The organism is Planomonospora alba, from assembly GCF_039534085.1.
GTDB classification, from domain to species: domain Bacteria; phylum Actinomycetota; class Actinomycetes; order Streptosporangiales; family Streptosporangiaceae; genus Planomonospora_B; species Planomonospora_B alba.
On the sequence record NZ_BAAAUT010000097.1, the window covers coordinates 1 to 15710 of the forward strand.

Sequence of the window (15710 nt, forward strand, 5' to 3'; positions counted from 1 at the left end):
TCACCGGAGCCGTGGTCGAGGAGTTCACCGCCGAGTACTGGGTGCGGCATGTGCGCGAGGCCGTACGGTTCGCCGACGGGATCCGCTTCCTGGAGGGCCAGGGCGTGTCGCGGTTCGTGGAGTTGGGGCCGGACGCGGTGCTGTCGGCGATGGGCGCCGAGTGCCTGAGCGGTGAGGCGCTGCTGGTGCCGGTGCTGCGGCGGGAGCGGGACGAGGCGCGGGAGTTGCTGGCGGGTCTGGGGCGGTTGTACGCCTCCGGTGCCGAGGTGGACTGGGCGGTGGTGTTCGCCGGGTCGGGGGCGCGCCGGGTGGAGCTGCCGACCTACGCCTTCCAGCGCAAGCGCTACTGGCAGGACGCACCCATCCTGAAGGCCGATGTGACCGCCTCCGGGCTGGTCGCGGCCGACCACCCGCTGCTCTCGGCCGTGGTCACCCTCCCCGGATCGGGCGGCGTGGTGATGACCGGCGGCGTCTCCGTCGACACCCACCCCTGGCTGGCCGACCACGACGTGCTCGGTTCCGTGCTGCTGCCCGGCACCGCCTTCGTGGAGCTGGCGATCCGCGCCGGCGACGAGATCGGCTGCCCCCTGCTGGAGGAGCTGACGCTGGAGGCGCCGCTGATCCTCCCCGAGCGGGGACGGGTCACCGTGCAGGTCGAGGTCGGAGCCGAGGACGGGCAGGGCCGGCGGCAGGTCGAGGTGCACTCCCGCCCGGCCGGTGCGTCCCCCGAGGAGCCGTGGACCCGGCACGCGCGGGGCATCCTGTCCGGGACCGTCCCGGACGCCCCGTCCGCGCAGGCCGAGTGGCCGCCCGCCGGGGCGGTGCCGGTGGACGTCGACGGCGCGTACGGGCGGCTGGCGGAGCAGGGCTACGTCTACGGCCCGGTCTTCCAGGGACTGAAGGCGGTCTGGCGGCGGGACGAGGAGATCTTCGCCGAGGTGGCGCTGCCGGAGGACACCGAGGCGGACGGGTTCGGGCTGCACCCGGCCCTGCTGGACGCCGCCCTCCACGCGGACCTGCTCGCCGGGGAGGAGCAGGAGGACACGCTCCTGCCCTTCGCCTGGAACGGCGTCGCGCTGCACGGCACGGGCGCGTCGTCCCTGCGGGTGCGGATCGTCCCGGCGGGGCAGGACACGCTGGCGCTGGACGTCTTCGACGGCTCCGGCGCGCCGGTGGCGTCGGTGGGTTCGCTGGTCTCGCGGCCGGTGGCCGCCGAGCGGCTCCGGGCCTCGGGCAGGGCGGACTCGCTGTACCGGGTGGAGTGGCGGTCCTCGACCACCGCCGTGCAGACCGCCGGGTCGTGCGCGCTCCTCGGCGAGGACGTGTTCGGCCTGGCCGCGCTGCCCGGGGTGACGGCGGTCCACCGGGATCCGGCCGGGATCGAGGAGGTCCCGGAGACGGTGCTCGTCTCCGTCCCCGCCGGTCCCGCCCCGGACGTGCCGGGCGCGGCGCGCGCGGCGACGGACCGGGTGCTGGGGCTGGTGCAGGAGTGGCTGGCCGAGGAGCGGTTCGCGGCCTCGCGGCTGGTGGTGGTGACCCGGGGCGCGGTCTCGGCCTCGGGTGAGGACGTCGCCGACCTGGCGGGTGCGGCGGTGTGGGGCCTGGTGCGCTCGGCGCAGGAGGAGAACCCAGGCCGCTTCACGCTGGTGGACCTGGAGGCCCCGGCACCGTCCGCCGGTGCGGACGGCACCGGAGCGGCGGACGGCACAGCGGACGGATCGGCGCTGCCCGCCGGACTGCTGCCGGCGGTCGTGGCCGGGGAGCGTGAGCTGGCGGTGCGTGGCGGGGCGGTCCTGGTACCCCGTCTGGTGCGCGCCGAGGTTGCGCAGGCCGGGCAGGAAGAGGCGCCGCGGGCCGGGCAGGAGGCGGGCTCGCCGTGGCCGGTCGAGGGCACGGTGCTGGTGACCGGTGGCACGGGTGGTCTGGGCGCGGTGGTGGCCCGGCACCTGGTGGCCGGGCACGGGGTGCGCCGTCTGCTGCTGACCAGCCGGCGCGGGATCGGGGCGCCGGGCGCGGCCGAGCTGCGCGATGAGCTCGTCGCGCTGGGCGCCGAGGTGGAGGTCGCCGCCTGTGACGTGGCCGATCGGGAGGCGCTGGCGGGTCTGCTGGCGGGGGTGGGGGATCTGGCCGCGGTGGTGCATGCGGCCGGGGTGCTGGACGACGGGGTCGTGTCGTCTTTGACGCCGGAGCGGATGGCGCGGGTGCTGCGGCCGAAGGTGGATGCGGCCTGGCATCTGCACGAGCTGGCCGGGGATGTGCGGGCGTTCGTGGTGTTCTCGTCGGTGGCGGGGGTGCTGGGCGCGGCGGGGCAGGGCAACTACGCGGCGGGTAACGCGTTCCTGGACGCGTTGGCGGTGCACCGGCGGGCTCGGGGCCTGGCGGCGACGTCGCTGGCGTGGGGCCTGTGGGCCGGAGCCGGCATGGGCGGCACGCTGAACGGCGCCGACACGGCGCGGATGGCCCGCTCCGGCATCGCCCCGCTGCCCCGCGAGGAGGGCCTGGCGCTGTTCGACGCCGCCACCGCGACCGGTGATGCGGTCCTGGTCCCGGCCCGGCTCGACACGGCGGGCCTGCGGGCGCAGGGCGAGGCGCTGCCGCCGCTCTTCCGCGAGCTGGTCCGCGTCCCGGTACGGCGGGCGGCCGCGGCGGGCGGCGCCGCCACCGGCGGTCAGACACTGGAGCAGCTGCTGGCGGGCACGTCCGGAGCCGAGCGGGACCGCGCGCTGCTCACGCTCGTGCGCACGCACGTCGCCGCGGTCCTCGGACACGGGGGACCGGAGTCCGTCGGACCGGACAAGGGGTTCCTGGAGCTGGGCCTCGACTCCCTGGCGGCACTGGAGCTGCGCAACCGGCTCTCCGCCGTGGCCGGCTGGCGCCTGCCCACGACGCTCGTCTTCGACTATCCGACCCCGGCGGCGATCGCCGGGTACCTCCGCGCCGAGCTGGCGGGTGAGGACTCCGCGCCGTCCCTGGAGGCGGAGCTGGCGAAGCTGGAGTCCGCGCTGGCGGCGGCGACGCCGGACGAGGCCGAGTACGCCAGGATCGGCACGCGTTTGCGCGCCCTGGCCTCCCGGTGGACCGAGATCCACCGGCCCGCGGACGAGGACGGCGCGGAGCGCGACCTGAGGGACGCGACCGCCGGTGAGCTGTTCGACCTGCTCGACAACGAGCTGGAGACCTCGGGATAAGGAGGGAGGACCCGGACGCACGAGGGGCGCCCCCGCGGGGTGAGGGGGTGGGCGCCTCGCGTGTGTGCACCGGCCGACGCCCGGACCTACGGGGGCTTCCTCATGACGGGACGGCGGGCCAGGGCCAGACCGGGGCCGGGGCCGGGAGAGGGGAGAGAGAGGGAGAGGCGACGCGGAAGGCCCGGCTCGGGGAACCGGGCCGGGCGCGGGGGTACGGGACGGGCGGGAAGCCCGGGTCAGGCGGGGAGGGCCGGGGCGGGGACCGTCGAGAAGACCGGCGTGGGCAGGACGATCGCCGTCAGCAGGAGCCCCTGGGAGGCCAGCCAGCGGCCGGAGAAGCCGGTGAGGGGCCTGCCGTGCACCTGCGGCCCGTCCACCAGGAGCCGGGCGGAGAAGGTGCCGCGCAGCGGATCCATGGTGATGCGCGCGTTCTCGAAGCTGAGCCACTGGTTCGTCAGCGGGAACCAGGCCTTGTAGACGGACTCCTTGGCGCTGAACAGCAGGCGGTCCCAGCGGACGCCGGGGTGGGCGCTCAGCAGCGACCGGACGTCGTCCCGTTCCTCCGGGAGGGCGATGGCGTCCAGCACGCCGTAGGGGAGCGGCTCGTCCGGCTCGGCGTCGATGCCGATGGAGGTGGCCCTGGTGTGCTCGCCCAGCACGGCGCCGCGGTAGCCGGCGCAGTGCGTCATGCTGCCGACGACACCGTCGGGCCACTGCGGCTCGCCCCGTACGCCGGGCAGGACCGGCGCGGGGGGCCTGCCGAGCATCTTCATCGCCTTCCTCGCGCACACCCGTGCCGTGGTGAACTCCCGGCGGCGCTTCTCCACCGCCCGGCCGATCACCGCCTCCTCCTCGGGGAACAGCGTCCCGTCGGCGGGGTCGTCGAAGGCGTCCGCTGAGACCACGAAGGAGGGAAGGATGATCTCGATCATGTCGTCCTCCCCGGACGGCGCATCACCCGGAGGGGTCCGCCGTTTTCCGTGAACCGTGCACCGGTTCTCTCGACAGTGGTCACGATCATGATTTTACGGAGCGGACAATCGCCGGGAAATGATTCCGGCGCAGGTCTCGGGGAGTCAGGATCCGGTTAAGGGTCCGGGATAGGGGACGGCGGCGAAAGGAACCCTCCCGGGGCGCTCCGCGTTTTCCGCGCCGCGGATTCCCGCCGCTCCCGTCGTTTTCCCGTGCCTGCTGCGCGCCGCCGGGTTCCACGGCGCGCCCGCGGCACGCCCGCAGCCGGGCCCCGCCCGCGGGACCGCTCCCGCCGCGGGCGGGGCGGGGCCGGGATGCCGGCCGTACGGTCCCATGCTGGCGGGCGGGGGCGGTGCGGCGCACCCCCTACGCCCCCCCTGCCGGCGCGGTCACCCCTTCCGGATCCGCGGACCGCGGGCTCCGGGCCGCCTGCTCGCGCAGCCGCCGCGCCACGGAGGGGTCGAGCCGGTCGGCCAGCGCGAGCGCCTTGGCCCGCGTCTCCTCGGCGGAGGCGCGGTCGCCGGCGGCGTGCAGGGCCTCGGCGAGCAGCATGAGGGTCTGGGTCTCCTGGAACGGGACCTCGATCGTGCGGCACAGCGTGGCGGCCTGCCGGAGGCGGGCCACGGCCTGCTCCGGCTCGCCGCTCGAGATCGCCAGCTCGCCCAGCGCGGTCAGCACCCGCACCTCCACGAGCCGCTGGCTGGAGGTGCTGGCCAGCGAGAGCGCGCGGTGCAGCGCCGCGTCCGCGTCACCGAGCCGGCCCTGCTGGAGCCGGGCGACGCCCAGGCCGTGCAGCACGTACGCCTCTCCCACCGGGTCGCTGATCTCCCGCACGACGGCCAGCGCCTCGCCGAACGCGTCCGCGGCGAGGGCGGGCTCACCCGCCTGCAGGTGGGTGCGGCCCATCCGGTTGAGCACCTGCGCGCTCACCCGCCTGCTGTTGCCGGCCCTGCTGCACGCCAGCGCCTCGGCCAGCAGCAGTTTGGCGCCGTCGAGGTCGCCGGCCGCCAGGCGGAGCGCCGACAGGCTGTGCAGCGTGTAGGCGGCGGCGGCCAGGCTCCCGGTGGAGCGGAAGATCTTCAGGGCCCGCTCGTAGTGGGCGGCGGCCTCCTCGAAGCGGCCGTTCATCTGGTGCAGGAAGCCGAGGTTGCGGACGGCGAGGGCGAACCCCTGCTCGTCGCCCACCTCCCGCATGAGCTCGACGGCCCGCTCCATGTCCCGCTGGGCGTCGCCGTACCGCTGCTCGGCGGCCGACAGCGAGCCCATCGAGTACAGCATCGCGGCGTGGCCGCGCTTGTCCCCGGCCTGCCGGGTGGCCTCCAGCGCGAGCTCGTGGGTCTCCCGCCAGTCGTCGAGGTAGGCCCGCGACTCGAAGAACATTACGGCGTTGACCGTGATGCCCCAGCACAGCTCGGTGAGACCCGCCTGCGCCGCCTGCCGGATGCCGGAGACGATGGTCGCGCGCTCGCGTTCGAACCACTCGATCGGTGCCGCGACCAGCCGCCCGACCAGGTCGGGGGAGGGCGACCAGGCGGCCGCCTCGCGGCGGACCGTGATGCCGGTGCCGTACTCCTGCCGCCGGGCCGTGTCCGTCAGCATCAGCAGCCCGCCGAGCACCCGGGAGAGCGCCGCGTCGCGTTCGGCGGTGGACTCCTCCGCGGCGAGGCGCTCGCGGGCGAAGACCCGGATGAGGTCGTGGAAGCGGTACTGCGCGTGCACGCCGCGCCCGGTGCCGGCGGTCTCGACGAGCTGGGCGTCGGCCAGGTCGTCGAGCAGGTCCTGCGCCTCGGTGAACGGGCAGTCCAGCAGGGCCGCGCCGGTCCACGCGGAGAAGACGTGCGTGTCGAGGATCGCCAGCCGCCGGAAGAGGCGCCGCGCCTCCTCGCCGACGCTGTCGTAGGTCAGCGAGATGCTGGCCCTTATCCCCATCTCGCCGTGCTTGAGCTCGTCGAGCCTGCGGGTCTCGTCCTCCAGCCGCTCCACCAGCTGGCCGACGTTCCAGTGGGGGCGCGCGGCCAGGCGGGCGCCGGCGATGCGCAGCGCCAGCGGGAGCCGGCCGCACAGGTCGGCGAGCGCCGCGGCGGCGTCCGCCTCGGACTGCACCCGGTCGACCCCGGCGATGCGGGCCAGCAGGTCCACCGACTGCACGGAGTCGAACAGGTCCACGCCCACGTGGGTCGCGCCGGCCAGTCCGGCAAGCCGGCTCCGGCTGGTGACGATCACCGCGGAGGCGGGGTTGCCGGGCAGCAGCGGCAGGATCTGGCCCTCGTTGGCCGCGTCGTCGAGCACGATCAGCATGCGGCGGTCGGCCAGCAGCGCCCGGTACATCTCGGCGCGCTCCTCCAGGCCGTCGGGGAGCGCGTTGCCCGGCACGCCGAGCACGCGCAGGAACCGTTCGAGCACCTGCATGGGGCTGGTCGGGCGGGAGACGGCGCCGTGCAGGTCGGCGAAGAGCTGGCCGTCGGGGAAGTGCTCGGTGACGCTGTGCGCCACGTGCACCGCGATGGTGGTCTTGCCGACCCCGGCCTTGCCCGCGATGGTGATCAGCGGTACGGCGAAGCGCGCCGCGCCGTCGGGGGCGACCGTCAACCGCTGCCGGATCTCGTCGACCTGCTTGGCCCGGCCGGTGAAGTCGGCGATGCCGGTGGGCAGCATGCCGGGGACGTTCGGGACGCTGACCGGGGGAGCGGCGGCGGGCGCGGGCTCGGTGCCGAGCTGCACCGGCGGCTCGGGCAGGTTGAGGCTCTCGTCGGAGGTGAGGATGGCGTGTTCGAGCTGCTGCAGCCGCTCGTCGGGCTCGATCCCCAGCTCCTCGATCATCATGGTCCGGGTGTCCCGGTAGACCTGCAGGGCCTCCGCCTGGCGGCCGGAGCGGTACAGGGCGAGCATCAGCTGGCCGCGGAGCCGCTCGCGCAGGGGGTGCTCGGCCACCAGCTCGGTGAGCTCGCCGACCAGCTCGTGGTGCCTGCCGAGGTCGAGTTCGAGTTGGATGCACTCCTCGTTCGCGGTGATCCTGTGCTCGGCGAGCCGGCTCGCGGCCGACTGCACGATCCTGCTCTCGATGCCCTCCAGCGCGGGCCCGCGCCACAGCCCGAGCGCCTGCCGGTAGTAGGTGACGGCCTTGTCGGGGTCGCGTTCCTCCCGGGCGCGGCGGGCCTCCTGGAGCAGGGACTCGAACAGGTGGGCGTCGAGCTGGCCGTCCTCGGCGTGGATCGCGTAGCCCTGCGACCGGGTGGTGATCACCTTGTCCGCGCCGTGGGCGGCGAAGAGCCGCCGGAGCGCCGAGATGCAGATCTGCACCTGCGCCCGCGAGGTGGTCGGCGGGTCGTCACCGTAGATCGCCTCCATGAGGCGTCCGATGGTGACCGCCCGGTTGGCGTCCAGGAGCAGGACCGCGAGCACGGTCTGCTGCCGGATCCCCCCGAGGTCCAGCCGGCGCCCGCCCGTCGCGACTTCGAGAGGTCCCAGAACGCGAAACTCCACCCGCATCTCCCTGAAGGAAAATCCCGCCGCCCCGTGTCCCCGCGGGAGGTCTTCGCACTTCCCGATGCGAGAGAAGTGCTATTTGTTGCTTTCTTGTTAAGACCTATCGATCTTACCTGTTTAGGGCGTGCCGTGCCTGTCCATGGCGTTCCATGTGATTCGAGCCACGGTGAACGCGCCATTCCCGGCCGTGCCCCCTGGCGCGATGCCGCATCTCGCCCGGCCGGTGATCGGCACTACTCGGCTCACCCTGAGTTCGATCTGTCGCTTTCGGGTGGATCGTACTACTTCGCGGGATAGTGATCCAGGAGAAGTTTGTTCCATTAGGTGAAGTTTTCAGGGAATGCGGGTGGCCTTCCGGTGGTCGGCCGGGGAAGGGCCGCAGGCGGCGAGGGGGCCGGGGTGCGCTGCCCCCGGCCGTCCGATGCCGGCGTCCGCGGCGCCCGTGCGCGGGCGGTCACTCCCAGGTGTCGTTCTCCGTCGAGGCCGTGGGCACGGGGAAGGAGCCCGGCTTGGGCGTGGCGTCCGCGGTGGCGGCCGCGGCGAAGGCGGCGGCTCCCCCGGCGGTGAGGCCGACGGTGAGGGCGACGGTGGACAGGGCGATGCGGAGGGCGCGGCGGTCGGCGGTGGTGCTCATCTCTACCTACCTCGTGATCGTCTGCGTGGTGGCGTCCGGTCGGCGACCGGTCGGTTGATCTGCCTCAACCGTCACAGGCCGCGCCATCCGATCCTTATCGGATGTTTTTTCCGCTCCTATACGTGCAGGTTAGAGCCGTGCGGGCGGCCGTTGCGGGGTGCTTGCGGGGTACCGGAGGCAGCCGGCAGGGGTCGTGCGCCGCCGGCGGCGGGGTCCTCTCCGAGGGCCCGCGGGGGGCCGGTCGTCCCGGTGGCCGTGTCGTCCGGCGGCCGGGGATAGCCGGGCGAAGCCCGGCCGATAGCGCCCTCCACCAGCCTGGGTGGAAGCCCGGAGGCGCCGGCGCGCGGCGCCGGCTCCGGGCGGTGCGCGAGCACGGAGAAGAAGGTGTGGGACTGGCCCGCCGAGGCGGGCCCGGCAGATGGGTGAGCGTGACATGGGGATTGCCGCACAAGCGCTGGACGGCGTGTACGGCCGGCCTGCCGCCGGCGTCGGGGCACGACTGGAGCGCGCCGACGGCGGTAAGTGGCTCACCGTCGCCGAGGCCGAGACCGATTCCCGTGGGCGGATCGAGGAATGGTGCGACCATCGGCTGGACCGGGGACTTTACCGCATTATTTTCGACAGCGACCGCTACTTTGTCGGACTCGGGCTCAGTGCTGCGTATCCGGAGATATCTGTAATGTTCCGGATTCAGGACGAGGTCGACTCGTACCAGATTCAGGTCATGCTCTCTCCCTATTCCTACTCCACCTATTTCGGCTCGCGCGTTTGAGGTGTTCGCCCAGGAAGATAGGGGAATCCGACGATGGAGACCATCAGGCGACCGGCCGGACGTTACCGCGCGTTCACTCCGATCGCGCTCACCGACCGCACGTGGCCGAACCGCACCATCACCTCGGCGCCGCGCTGGCTCTCGACCGACCTCCGTGACGGGAACCAGTCGCTGGCCCGCCCCATGAGCCCCGAGCGCAAGCTGGCCATGTACGAGCTGCTCGTCGGCATGGGGTACAAGGAGATCGAGGTCGGCTTCCCCGTCGCCAGCCAGGACGACTTCGACTTCCTGCGCCTGCTCATCGAGCAGGACCGCATCCCCGACGACGTGCGCGTCTCCGTGCTCGTCCAGGCCCGCGACGAGCTGATCCGGCGCACGGTGGAGAGCCTGGAGGGGGCGCCGCGCGCCACCATCCACCTGTACAACGCGACCTCGCCGCTGTTCCGGCGCGTGGTCTTCGGCATGAGCCGCGACGAGTGCAAGGACCTCGCCGTCCAGGGCACCCGGCTGATGATGAAGTACGCCGAGCGCACGCTGGGCGACTGCGACCTCGGCTTCCAGTACTCCCCGGAGCTGTTCGGCGACACCGAGCCGGAGTTCGCGCTGGAGGTCTGCGAGGCCGTCATGGACGTCTGGGAGCCCGGCCCCGGCCGCCCGATCATCCTGAACTTCCCCGCGACGGTCGAGCGCTCGCTGCCCAACGTCTTCGCCGACCAGATCGAGTGGATGAGCCGCAACCTCTCCCGACGCGAGCACGTCTGCCTGTCCATCCACCCGCACAACGACCGGGGCACCGGCGTCGCCGCGGCGGAGCTGGCCATGCTGGCGGGGGCCGAGCGCATCGAGGGCTGCCTGTTCGGCAACGGGGAGCGCGCCGGCAACGTCTGCCTGGTCACCCTGGGCCTGAACCTGCTCACCCACGGCGTCGACCCCGGCATCGACTTCTCCGACATCAACGGCATCCGCCGCACGGTCGAGGAGTGCAACGGGATCCCCGTCCACCCCCGCCACCCCTACGGCGGCGACCTCGTCTACACCTCGTTCTCCGGCTCGCACCAGGACGCCATCAAGAAGGGCTTCGACGCCCTGGAGCGGGAGGCCGCCCGGACCGGGACCCCGCCGGCCGAGCTGCCCTGGGAGATGCCGTACCTGCCGCTGGACCCCGAGGACGTGGGCCGCACCTACGAGGCGGTCGTGCGCATCAACAGCCAGTCCGGCAAGGGCGGCCTGGCGTACGTCATGAGCGCCTGGCACGGGCTGAACCTCCCGCGCGACCTGCAGATCGACTTCGCGCGCGTCGTGCAGGCGCGGGCCGACGCCGAGGGCGGCGAGATCACGCCGGACCGGGTCAAGGAGATCTTCGAGCGCGAGTACACCGCCACCGCCGAGCTGCCGGTCCCGCTGGCCTCCGGAACCGAGCTGGTCACCACCTCCATCCACATCGACGGCGACGGCTTCGACGTGGGCGCGGCCCGGACCGACGCCGTCCAGGCCGTGCGCGCCACGCTCTCCCGCTGGGGCTTCGACGTGCGCGCGGTGCACCGCACCGGGCCGGTGGACCGCAGGCCGGGCGGGGAGGTCGCCGTCTACGCCGAGTGCCGCCTCGACGGGCGGACGGCCTGGGGGGCCGGCGTCGACCGGGACGTCGAGGCCGCCGCGCTGGCCGCGGTGCGCTCCGCGGTGATCCGGGCGCGGCTGCGGCACCTGCCCGCCCCGCAGGAGGGGAAGACCGTCTACCCGCCGCTGGCCGCCAGCGGCGTGTGATAGCGCGCCGATAACCGGCGAAAGCCGCACATCCCTAGCTTTCTCACCGTGGTTTCCCAGATGTTCGGAAGGAGGCCGGCCATGGGCCTGGTCGAAAGAGATGAGGCGTCGGTCTCTCTGCACACGCTGCTCGCCGACGCCGTGGCGGGCAGGGGCCGGGTCGCGCTGGTCACCGGCACCGTCGCCACCGGCAAGAGCGAGCTGCTGCACGTCTTCACCGAGCAGGCGCTCGACCTGGGCGCGCTGGCCATCACGGCCACGGGCTCGCGGGTGGAGCGGGACCTGCCGCTCGGCGTGCTCGGCCAGCTGATCCGGGACGCGCCGCTGGTCGCCGAGGAGCGCGAGCGGGCGCTGGAACTGCTGGAGGAGGGCGCGCGCACCGTCGTCGCGCCGACCTTCCGGCCGGACGCCCTCCAGCAGGTCGACGCCCAGGTCGTGCACGCCCTGTGCACGGTCCTGCTGGAGCTCTCGGAGCGCTACCCCCTGATGATCGTCGTCGACGACGTGCACCACGCCGACCGGGCCTCCCTGCTCTGCCTCGCCTACCTGGCGCGGCGGGTGCGGATCGCCCGGATCGCGCTGGTGCTCAGCCAGTCCGACCAGGGCCGCTACACCGACGCGCTCTTCCAGAACGAGCTGCTGCGCCAGCCGCACTGCCGGCGCATCCCGCTCACCCCGCTCTCCCCGGACGGCGTGGCCGCGCTGGCCGCCGAGCAGGTGGGCCGGGAGGCGGCCGAGCGGTTCGCCGCCGACTGGTACGCCCTCAGCGGCGGCAACCCCCTGCTGGTCGCCGCCCTGGCCGAGGACCACCGCGACGCCGTGCGCTCCCGCGGCGGCCGGGAGCCCGAGGAGGCCGTCGCGGGCGACCGGTACGGCCAGGCCGTACTGTCGTGCCTGCACCGGGGCGAGCCGCAGGCGCTGCGGGTGGCGCGCGGGCTGGCGGTCCTCGGCGAGCCCGACTCCCTCGCCGAGCTGCTCGGGCTGGAGCCCGCCGACGTCGGCCGCGAGCTGCACGCCCTCACCGTCGCGGGCCTCGTCACCCCGGACGGCTTCCGCCACCCGGCGGCCCGCACGGCCGTACTGGCCGAGGTGGACGCCGCCGAGCGGATGGACCTGCACCGCCGGGCGGCCGAGCTGGCCCACGACGCCGGCGCCCCGCCGACCGTGATCGCCCAGCACGTCGTGCAGGCCGGCCGCCTCGACGCCCCCTGGGTCGTGCCCGTCCTGGAGGACGCCGCCCGCAGCGCGCTGCGCGCCGGCGAGGTGGAGTCCGCCGTCTCCTACCTGCGGCTGGCCGCGCGCGAGTGCGTGGACGAGAGCCGGCGCGTGAAGATCACCACCATGCTCGTGCGCGCCGAGTGGCGGATCAACCCGGGCGCGCCCGCCGGGCACCTCGTCGAGCTGGCCGACGCGATGCAGCGCGGCCGCCTGCGCGGCGGCGACGCCGTCGTGCTGGCCCGCGCGCTGCTCTGGCACGGCAGGTTCGACGACGCCCGGGACGTGCTGGAGCAGCTGAACGGGACGGGCGAGCCCGCCGACCCGGAGACGGCCACCGAGCTGGCCATCGTCCGGCCCTGGCTGCGCGTCACCCACCCGCCGTTCCTGGCGCACCTGCGCCACCCCGCGGGGGAGCAGGGCCGCACGGCCATCGTCTCGGTCACGGCCAGCCGCCGCCTGGAGTCGGCGCTCGCCCTCGCCGAGGTCCTCACCCGCGGTCCCCGCAAGGAGGTCACGGACGCCGTCGAGCGGATCCTGCAGAGCTCCCGCCTCGACGAGATGTCGATGGACACCGTGGAGAGCGCCCTGCTGGCGCTCACCTACGCCGGCTGCTCGGACCGGGCCGCCCCCTGGTGCGACCTGTTCAGCGCCGAGGCGTCCTCCCGGCACGCCCCGAGCCGCCAGGCGCGGCTCGCCGCCATCCGGGCGGAGATCGCCGTCAGGCAGGGCGACCTGCCGGGCGCCGAGCGGCACGCCCGCGCCGCCCTGGAGATCATCCCGCTGAGCAGCTGGAGCGTCGCCGCGGGCGGGCCGCTGAGCAGCCTCGTCCTCGCCGCGACGGCGATGGGCGAGTACGACGCGGTCCGCGAGCACCTCGACCAGCCCGTGCCCGAGGCCATGTTCCAGACCCGGTACGGCCTGCACTACCTGCACGCCCGGGGCCGCTACAGCCTGGCGACCGACCACCCGGCGCTGGCGCTGCGCGACTTCCAGCGCTGCGGCGAGCTGATGGCCGCCTGGGACCTCGACGTGCCGGGGTTCATCCCCTGGCGGGCCGACGCGGCCGAGGCGTGCCTGCGCATGGGCCGCCCGGACCAGGCCCGGCAGCTGGCCGAGGCGCAGCTGGCCCGGTGCGGCCCGGCGACCCCGCGGGCGCACGGCATCGCCATGCGGGTGCTGGCCGCCACCTCCGAGGTGCGGCACCGCCCGATGCTGCTGCGCCAGGCGGCCGAGCTCCTGCAGGCCGGCGGGGACCGGTACGAGCTGGCGAGGGCGCTGGCCGACCTCGTCGAGGCCTACCACGCGCTCGGCGAGTACCGGCGCGCGGGGATGATCGCGGGCCGCGCGCAGGCGGTGGCCCAGGAGTGCCGGGCCGAACCGCTGCGCAGGACGCTGGCCCGCGGCGGAGGAACCGGCCCGGCCGCGGTCCCGGTGGCGACCGAGCTGGCCGGCGTGCTGAGCGACGCCGAGCGCCGGGTCGCGGTCCTGGCGGCGGCCGGCTACACCAACCGGGAGATCGCCGGGAAGCTGTACATCACGATCAGCACGGTCGAGCAGCACCTCACCCGGACCTACCGGAAGCTGAACATCACCCGCCGCGCCGACCTGCCGTCGAGCCTGGAGTTCGGCGAGCGCGCCACGGTCTGACCCGGGTGGGCCGCGCATTCTCAGGGGTGGGACAGACGGCCCGTCCACGGTCCCGTAGGGGTGTCAGGGGACGACATCCCGTGCCTAGCCTGACGGCGGTGGCGCATTTCACATTCCGGCCCGCCGACCGCGGGCAGGGGGGAGGGGAACGCGTGCGAACGCAGGAGAGAATCGGGACGACCCCGACACCGGTGACCGATCTACCGCGCGAGACGACGCGGGACAGGACCGCCGAACTCGCACTGATCAGGGACAGCGCCCACGAGGGCCCCGGCGCCGAGGCCACGGCGCGCCAGCACGCCAAGGGCAAGCTCACCGTGCGCGAGCGCCTCGACGTGCTGCTCGACAGCGGCTCGTTCGTCGAGGTCGAGGTCTTCCGGCGGCACCGCGCGACCGGCTTCGGGCTGGAGAAGCGCCGCCCGCACACCGACGGCGTGGTGGCCGGCTGGGGGCGGATCTTCGGCCGCGACGTGATGGTCTACGCGCACGACTTCCGGATCTTCGGCGGCGCGCTCGGCGAGGCGCACGCCGAGAAGATCCACAAGGTGATGGACCTCGCCGAGTCGGCGGGCGTGCCCCTCATCAGCCTGAACGACGGCGCGGGGGCGCGCATCCAGGAGGGCGTGACCGCGCTCGCCGGCTACGGCGGGATCTTCCAGCGGAACGTGCGTGCCTCGGGGGTGATCCCGCAGATCAGCGTGATGCTCGGCCCCTGCGCCGGCGGGGCGGCCTACTCGCCGGCGCTGACCGACTTCGTCTTCATGGTGCAGGACACCGCCCAGATGTTCATCACCGGCCCCGACGTCGTCCGGGCGGTGACCGGCGAGGAGATCAGCCAGGACGACCTGGGCGGCGCCCGCGTGCACGGCACGCTCTCCGGCGTGGCCGGCTTCGTCTACCCCGACGAGGTCTCCTGCCTGGAGGACGTGCGCTACCTGCTGTCCCTGCTGCCGTCCAACAACCAGGAGACGCCCCCGGCGGTGGTCTGCACCGACCCGCCGGAGCGGAGCAACGACGTGCTCCTCGACCTGGTCCCCGCCGACCCGGCCCAGTCCTACGACATGGCCGCGGTCATCGAGGAGATCGTCGACGACGGGGAGTTCTTCGAGTTCCACGCCGGCTGGGCGGGCAACCTCATCGTGGGGCTGGCCCGGCTCGACGGCCAGGTGGTCGGCATCGTCGCCAACCAGCCGAAGCACCTGGCCGGCGTCCTGGACATCAAGGCGTCGGAGAAGGGCGCCCGCTTCATCCAGCTGTGCGACGCCTTCAACATCCCGCTCGTCAGCCTCGTGGACGTCCCGGGCTTCCTGCCCGGAGCCGACCAGGAGCACGGCGGCATCATCCGGCACGGCGCCAAGCTGCTGTACGCCTACTGCGACGCCACCGTCCCGCGTATCCAGGTGATCGTCCGCAAGGCGTACGGCGGCGCCTACATCGTGATGGACTCCCGGTCGATCGGCGCGGACCTGTCCTTCGCCTGGCCGACGAACGAGATCGCCGTGATGGGGGCCGAGGGCGCGGCCAACGTCATCTTCCGCAGGGAGATCGCCGCCGCGGACGACCCCGCCGCGCAGCGCGCCAAGCGCGTCGAGGAGTACCGCAGCACCCTCATGCATCCCTACTACGCCGCGGAGCGCGGCCTAGTGGACGACGTCATCGATCCCCGCGCCACCCGGTCCACGCTGATCCGCGCGCTGGGGCTGCTCCGCGCCAAGCAGGCCCGGACGCCGCAGCGCAAGCACGGAAACCCGCCGATGTGATGGACGGACCCGAACTGCGCGTCGTGTCCGGCGATCCGACGGCCGAAGAACTCTGCGCGCTGGTCTGCGCGCTGCGCCTGACGTCCTCCGCCCGCGTGGCGGAGGACCCCGTCCGTCGCCCGGGGGCGCCGCGCCGGCAGCCGAACGGCTACCGGTCGCCCCGCTCCTGGTCGACGCCGTCCACGCTCCGAGGGTCGAGATGAAGCACCGCCTCCAGAAGGTCCTGATCGCCAACCGTGGTGAGATCGCCGTGCGGATCGCCCGCGCCT

At 73.9% G+C, this 15710-nt stretch carries 9 protein-coding genes; 6 read left to right on the forward strand and 3 right to left on the reverse strand.

Translation table 11 applies throughout. The features are described from left to right. The coding region (locus ABD823_RS33000; protein WP_344866620.1) for a type I polyketide synthase at positions 1-3188 on the forward strand (3188 nt) is incomplete at its 5' end. A 236-nt stretch (positions 3189-3424) separates the two neighbouring features. Here ABD823_RS33000 and ABD823_RS33005 read toward each other — a convergent pair. The 3 genes from ABD823_RS33005 to ABD823_RS33015 all read right to left on the reverse strand — a co-directional run bounded on the left by ABD823_RS33005 (position 3425) and on the right by ABD823_RS33015 (position 8280). Then, complete coding sequence (locus ABD823_RS33005) at positions 3425-4120, reverse strand: 4'-phosphopantetheinyl transferase family protein (protein ID WP_344866622.1); 696 nt, start codon at positions 4118-4120, stop codon at positions 3425-3427. Positions 4121-4526: 406 nt separating this feature from the next. Continuing rightward, on the reverse strand, positions 4527-7643 hold the full coding sequence (locus ABD823_RS33010) for an AfsR/SARP family transcriptional regulator (protein ID WP_344866624.1): 3117 nt from the start codon (positions 7641-7643) through the stop codon (positions 4527-4529). Positions 7644-8100: 457 nt separating this feature from the next. After that, positions 8101-8280 (reverse strand): hypothetical protein, encoded by a 180-nt coding sequence (locus ABD823_RS33015; RefSeq protein ID WP_344866626.1) that lies wholly within the window; start codon positions 8278-8280, stop codon positions 8101-8103. A gap of 418 nt (positions 8281-8698) precedes the next feature. Here ABD823_RS33015 and ABD823_RS33020 point away from each other — a divergent pair, with 418 nt between their 5' ends. From ABD823_RS33020 to ABD823_RS34735, 5 genes are all read left to right on the forward strand, one after another. After that, positions 8699-9052: a hydroxyisourate hydrolase gene (locus ABD823_RS33020; RefSeq protein ID WP_344866628.1), complete on the forward strand. Its 354-nt coding sequence runs from the start codon at positions 8699-8701 to the stop codon at positions 9050-9052. A 33-nt stretch (positions 9053-9085) separates the two neighbouring features. After that, positions 9086-10816 carry a 2-isopropylmalate synthase gene (gene leuA, locus ABD823_RS33025; RefSeq protein WP_344866630.1) on the forward strand — a complete coding sequence of 577 codons (1731 nt, stop codon included), beginning with the start codon at positions 9086-9088 and terminating at the stop codon, positions 10814-10816. A gap of 81 nt (positions 10817-10897) precedes the next feature. Further along, entirely contained in the window at positions 10898-13681 is a 2784-nt protein-coding gene (locus tag ABD823_RS33030) for a helix-turn-helix transcriptional regulator (protein ID WP_344866632.1), read from the forward strand. A gap of 191 nt (positions 13682-13872) precedes the next feature. Then, positions 13873-15441: an acyl-CoA carboxylase subunit beta gene (locus ABD823_RS33035; protein WP_344866634.1), complete on the forward strand. Its 1569-nt coding sequence runs from the start codon at positions 13873-13875 to the stop codon at positions 15439-15441. Next, a complete protein-coding gene (locus ABD823_RS34735) occupies positions 15441-15644 on the forward strand; it encodes an acyl-CoA carboxylase subunit epsilon (protein WP_425566698.1) in 204 nt (67 codons plus the stop codon). The genes ABD823_RS33035 and ABD823_RS34735 overlap by 1 nt, the downstream gene beginning before the upstream one ends. Positions 15645-15710: the final 66 nt, after the last annotated feature.

Excerpts from the sequence above, each read along its gene's own strand:
- ABD823_RS33030 (WP_344866632.1), top strand. The coding sequence starts at position 10,898 with ATGGGCCTGGTCGAAAGAGATGAGGCGTCGGTCTCTCTGCACACGCTG.
- ABD823_RS34735 (WP_425566698.1), top strand. The coding sequence starts at position 15,441 with ATGGACGGACCCGAACTGCGCGTCGTGTCCGGCGATCCGACGGCCGAA.
- ABD823_RS33020 (WP_344866628.1), top strand. The coding sequence starts at position 8,699 with ATGGGTGAGCGTGACATGGGGATTGCCGCACAAGCGCTGGACGGCGTG.
- ABD823_RS33005 (WP_344866622.1), bottom strand. The coding sequence starts at position 4,120 with ATGATCGAGATCATCCTTCCCTCCTTCGTGGTCTCAGCGGACGCCTTC.
- leuA (WP_344866630.1), top strand. The coding sequence starts at position 9,086 with ATGGAGACCATCAGGCGACCGGCCGGACGTTACCGCGCGTTCACTCCG.
- ABD823_RS33015 (WP_344866626.1), bottom strand. The coding sequence starts at position 8,280 with ATGAGCACCACCGCCGACCGCCGCGCCCTCCGCATCGCCCTGTCCACC.